The 4,040-nt window shown below is 46.8% G+C and carries 4 protein-coding genes and 1 pseudogene; 2 read left to right on the top strand and 3 right to left on the bottom strand.

Going from position 1 to position 4,040, the window contains the following annotated elements; genetic code table 11:
- Positions 1 to 890 (bottom strand): annotated as a pseudogene (gene fucI / locus ACKPQ4_RS01765) (L-fucose isomerase); the annotation flags it as partial.
- A 368-nt stretch (positions 891 to 1,258) separates the two neighbouring features.
- Here fucI and ACKPQ4_RS01770 point away from each other — a divergent pair.
- Together ACKPQ4_RS01770 and ACKPQ4_RS01775 are read left to right on the top strand one after the other, a co-directional pair.
- Positions 1,259 to 1,432 carry a hypothetical protein gene (locus ACKPQ4_RS01770; RefSeq protein ID WP_407679494.1) on the top strand — a complete coding sequence of 58 codons (174 nt, stop codon included), beginning with the start codon at positions 1,259 to 1,261 and terminating at the stop codon, positions 1,430 to 1,432.
- 219 nt (positions 1,433 to 1,651) lie between these two features.
- Positions 1,652 to 1,882: a hypothetical protein gene (locus ACKPQ4_RS01775; RefSeq protein ID WP_407679495.1), complete on the top strand. Its 231-nt coding sequence runs from the start codon at positions 1,652 to 1,654 to the stop codon at positions 1,880 to 1,882.
- 127 nt (positions 1,883 to 2,009) lie between these two features.
- Here the strand turns inward: ACKPQ4_RS01775 and ACKPQ4_RS01780 are convergent, their stop codons facing one another.
- A complete protein-coding gene (locus ACKPQ4_RS01780; protein WP_407679496.1) occupies positions 2,010 to 2,513 on the bottom strand; it encodes a hypothetical protein in 504 nt (167 codons plus the stop codon).
- A gap of 87 nt (positions 2,514 to 2,600) precedes the next feature.
- Positions 2,601 to 4,040 (bottom strand): sulfatase-like hydrolase/transferase (locus ACKPQ4_RS01785; RefSeq protein WP_407679497.1); only part of this gene is annotated, 1,440 nt, incomplete at its 5' end.

Consider the following 4,040-nt stretch of genomic DNA (forward strand, 5'->3'; position numbering starts at 1 on the left):
GCAATCGCATGGTGCCCAAGAGCCTGTTCGCCATGACCTGCTTCCGCGAGCTTGGGGTTGCCCACCATCAGGTCCCGTGCAATCAGGGCCATTTTTACCGAGTCCTCCCATTCCTGATCTAGGTCTTCCCGGCTTCTTTGGGTATCTTCTGAATTGTAGTCCTCCCCTTCCCGGCAGTTTTCCTTCACCCAAGCAAGAGCCCGCTCGTACTCTTCGGGATCATAAATTTCTTTTTCCATCCGGCCGACAAATTCGGTCATATCGATCGCTTCGACCCGCATCCCCAGTGACTTCTCCCAAAAAGAGGAGTCCACCACGGATCCGGCGATGCCCATAGAAGTTCCCCCCATCGAGAGGTAGGCTTTTCCACGCATGCAAGCAACCGCAAGCCCCGCCTTAGCAAAGTTCAAAAGTTTCTCACGGACATCTACAGGAACGGACTCATCCCCCGCTTCCTGAACATCCTGCCCATAAATCCCAAAGGCAGGAATGCCCTTCTGGGTATGTCCGGCAAGGACGGCGGCGAGGTACACTGCCCCCGGACGCTCGGTGCCATTGAAGCCCCAGACCGCTTTGGGCCTAGTCTTGTCCATGTCCATGGTTTCCGAACCATAACACCAGCAGGGAGTCACAGTGACACTCAATCCGACTCCTTCGCGTTGAAATTTCTCTTCACAGGCAGCCGCTTCCCGCACTCCACCAATAGTGGAATCGGCAATCACGCACTCAACCGGGGAACCATCGGGCTGTCGAAGCTCGGAGGCATAGAGCGAGGCCAGCCGATTGGCCATCTCCATGGTTTGAGTTTCTAGGGATTCGCGCACCCCGCCTAATCGACCATCAATGGTCGGGCGGATTCCGATCTTTGGATAAGTAAATTGTTTGTTCATTTGCACCGCATACTCCACCCATGAAGGGAGAAAGGAACAAGCCTATTTTTTCTTAATCTTGGAAAGTGTTTTCTGAGAGGCAGTCATCCAGTTTAAATTTCCGGATATATAAACATTCGATGTACCGATTATTTCAGGGTGAGGTGTCCGTTTTATACTTACGGAGAAAATATCAAAGAAGGGAAGAGACCCATTTGATTTCACAATAAGTTATTGTATGAAAGCTGCTTTTTGTGAGATAGAATGTCTAAATGAACAATTACACATCTAGCTCTGAAAAGAAACTCTTGGAAAGCCCCGAAAAATTCACCTCAATAAAACTTGTTTTCCTGATTTATTCACCCTGTTTCATTGCGCTCGTTTTTGCTATGCTTTGTGCCATTATTGACTCCCGTACAAGTTCCTACGCAATTGTTATAACAAGCTTGCTATCCCTCGTTTGCGGTTCGATCGATATCCTTCGCAAGAAAATCATCCAACAAGATAAAACTATACAATTACTCCAGGAGAAGCTTGATGAAATCAGCGGAGCGTCCGACTAAATCTTATAATCCATAGCAAACTTACAAATCATAGAACTGCTGAATCCAATGAAGCAGTAGGTTAATAATAAAAATTGTTATTTCTAGGCTTCGTGAGGTAAACCTTACACCAATGTCATTGTGACGTGTTAGGAGTACCAATCCCTAAACAAACACATGTGTGTAAGACATTTTTATTATAATTGAGAACCCGGAATGGTGTTTAGTGCTTTGCTGACAATGAGTGACCATCCAAATAAGCAACGTTTTCTTTTCTTGCCTCGATTAACTCACCACCCTCATTATAAGCGGATGGACAATGAATTGATTACCTTATCAGGAGTGATAGTTTTGGTAGTGCTACTCTTCGTCTCGGCAAACAAGTGGCAGAAAGCCGAAAAAAAATTAAAGAAAGCCGAGAAAAAGTTGGAGGAATACAAAGAGGGAAATTCTCCTGACTCATCTTCGTAAATTTCTGTCTCCAAACAAACAGTACTGCTTTACAAATTCATTGCTGTACTTATCCGATCTTAGGATAAGTAAATTGTCTGTCCATTAGCACCGCATACTCCACCCACGAACGGAGGAGGAAACAAGCCTATTTCTTCTTAAGTGAGGCAAGTAACTTATCACACTCTGCCACCCATCCTTCATCGCCCGTAACGGTGGCGTTCCATGTATCCTCACCATCCGACAAAAGGTAGAAGGTAGTAAAGTTCACGGAGGATCGAGTTTCTGATGTCAAAGTGAAGCGGACGAATTTTCCTGAAAAGCTACCTCCCTTAAAATCTTCCACATTAGGATTCTCCGGGGTCAGCTTGCCCACCAGCTTTTCCTGAACCTTCATTTGCGTGACAAAAGCATCGGTCATTGTTTTTAAGAGAGTCTCCTGATCCATCGCTGCCCCACCTGGTATCTTGGTTAACATCATGGTTTGTCCAAGATCGGCCGAATCAATCGAATACATCCCTATCCCTCCCACCCCATGGAAAGAAACACTTGCTCCTTCGGGAGGAGTAAAATCAAGAGGACCCTCTACCTTGGCATGCAGAGAAGAAAGAAAAAAGAAGAGGAGAGAAAAAACAGAGTATGAGAGTTTCATAATGGGCTAAGGGCTTATTATTTATGGTAAATAGGACTGTTTATAAATTGATTGGTAAAAATAGGGTTCGGCAATCTTAATTGTGGATCAGTTCTTAGCGTAAAAAGAAAGGTTCTCTTTCATTTTCTGGACATAGGGTTGGAGCTGTTGGTTTCTCGTTCCTTTAATTTTATCTTCAAAGTACGCAGGGTCTTCATTGAGCCAGGCAATGATATTGAGTACCAACAAAGTTGCGTGCGATTCCTGATGCAACAAATCGAGCAGAGTTTTTCTCGCCAAGTCTCTCTCTCCCCTCGCATGCAGAGCATAGGCGGCCATGGCTTGGACAGCATGGGATTTATCCTTCAGTAATGTGCGAATTTCTTCCACAACCTGAGTTGGCTTTTGATCGAGAAGTAAAAGCCCGATGACTCCCCAGTAGCGTATGCCTGAGTCCTCACTTTGTAAAAACTGTCTCAGTTCTGTGAGGTGACGAGCGTCTCTTTGCAGGGCAAGATCGGAGGCTTCGAGGTAGGCATCGAGATCATAGGCTGAAGGATCGCTTGCCAATTCCCGGAGAGTGACCCCTAAATCCTCGGCCCGCTTGGCCCGCTCGCACTCGGGAAGCAAGCCTAAGTCTCTTTTCTCTTTCTGCCATCGTGACAGCTCTTGGCTGAGCTCATTCGCAATCCCAGAATAGTTGGGGTCGTCGATCAAATTGATGACATTATCGGGATCTTCCCATGTATCGTATAGTTCCTCCGATGGTTTAGGACGAAACCACCTGCCGGTTACTTCATTGGTCTTACCGGCAACATGCCAATTCTCCCATGCCCGGGTGGCTTCCATTTTCCAAAGGTAGTTCAACCGCTGCCCCAAGGGAACAAAGGGCATGAAGTTACGAATGTATAGGTAGCGCTTGTTGCGAATCGACCGCTGGTTATCGAATCGCTCATCCATCCGCTCACGGTAGCTTACATGATAAGGTCTCTTCGCTTCACGGTCCTTACCTAAGAAAATCTTTCCTTGCATAATTTCAGGAACCTCAGCTCCTGCGAGGGATAACCAGGTCTTGGGCATATCAATAAAACTGACCAACCGATCGATTCTGGAACCGGGCGATTCCGCGGGCCAGCACGCCCGATATTTTTCAGGTATCCGAATGATCAGGGGGCAATGGGTGCCGCTGTTAAATAAATGTCGCTTACTTCGCGGAAGCACACCCCCGTGGTCGGAATTGTAAACCACGATGGTATTTTGGGAAAGACCGTGCTGTTGCAATTGCTTGAGAAACTTACCCACATCCGCATCCATTCTTTTTACCGCATCGTGGTAATGGGCATAGTTTTTACGGATGGTGGGTATATCGGGGTGATACTTCGCCAACTGAATATCCTCGGGAGAATGGGTTGTGTTGTCCACACCACCAAAGGCACGACTCTCATGGGAACTTGCCACATTGATCACCTGAAAGAAGGGCTGTCCTTGTTTGAGCTTCTTCCATTCGAGCTTTGTCGAGTCCCAGCAATCGTCATCAGACCGCCCTCC

Source organism: Candidatus Chordibacter forsetii, assembly GCF_964187505.1.
GTDB lineage: Bacteria > Verrucomicrobiota > Verrucomicrobiia > Opitutales > Seribacteraceae > Chordibacter > Chordibacter forsetii.

Excerpts from the sequence above, each read along its gene's own strand:
- ACKPQ4_RS01770 (WP_407679494.1), top strand. The coding sequence starts at position 1,259 with ATGCTTTGTGCCATTATTGACTCCCGTACAAGTTCCTACGCAATTGTT.
- ACKPQ4_RS01775 (WP_407679495.1), top strand. The coding sequence starts at position 1,652 with ATGAGTGACCATCCAAATAAGCAACGTTTTCTTTTCTTGCCTCGATTA.
- ACKPQ4_RS01780 (WP_407679496.1), bottom strand. The coding sequence starts at position 2,513 with ATGAAACTCTCATACTCTGTTTTTTCTCTCCTCTTCTTTTTTCTTTCT.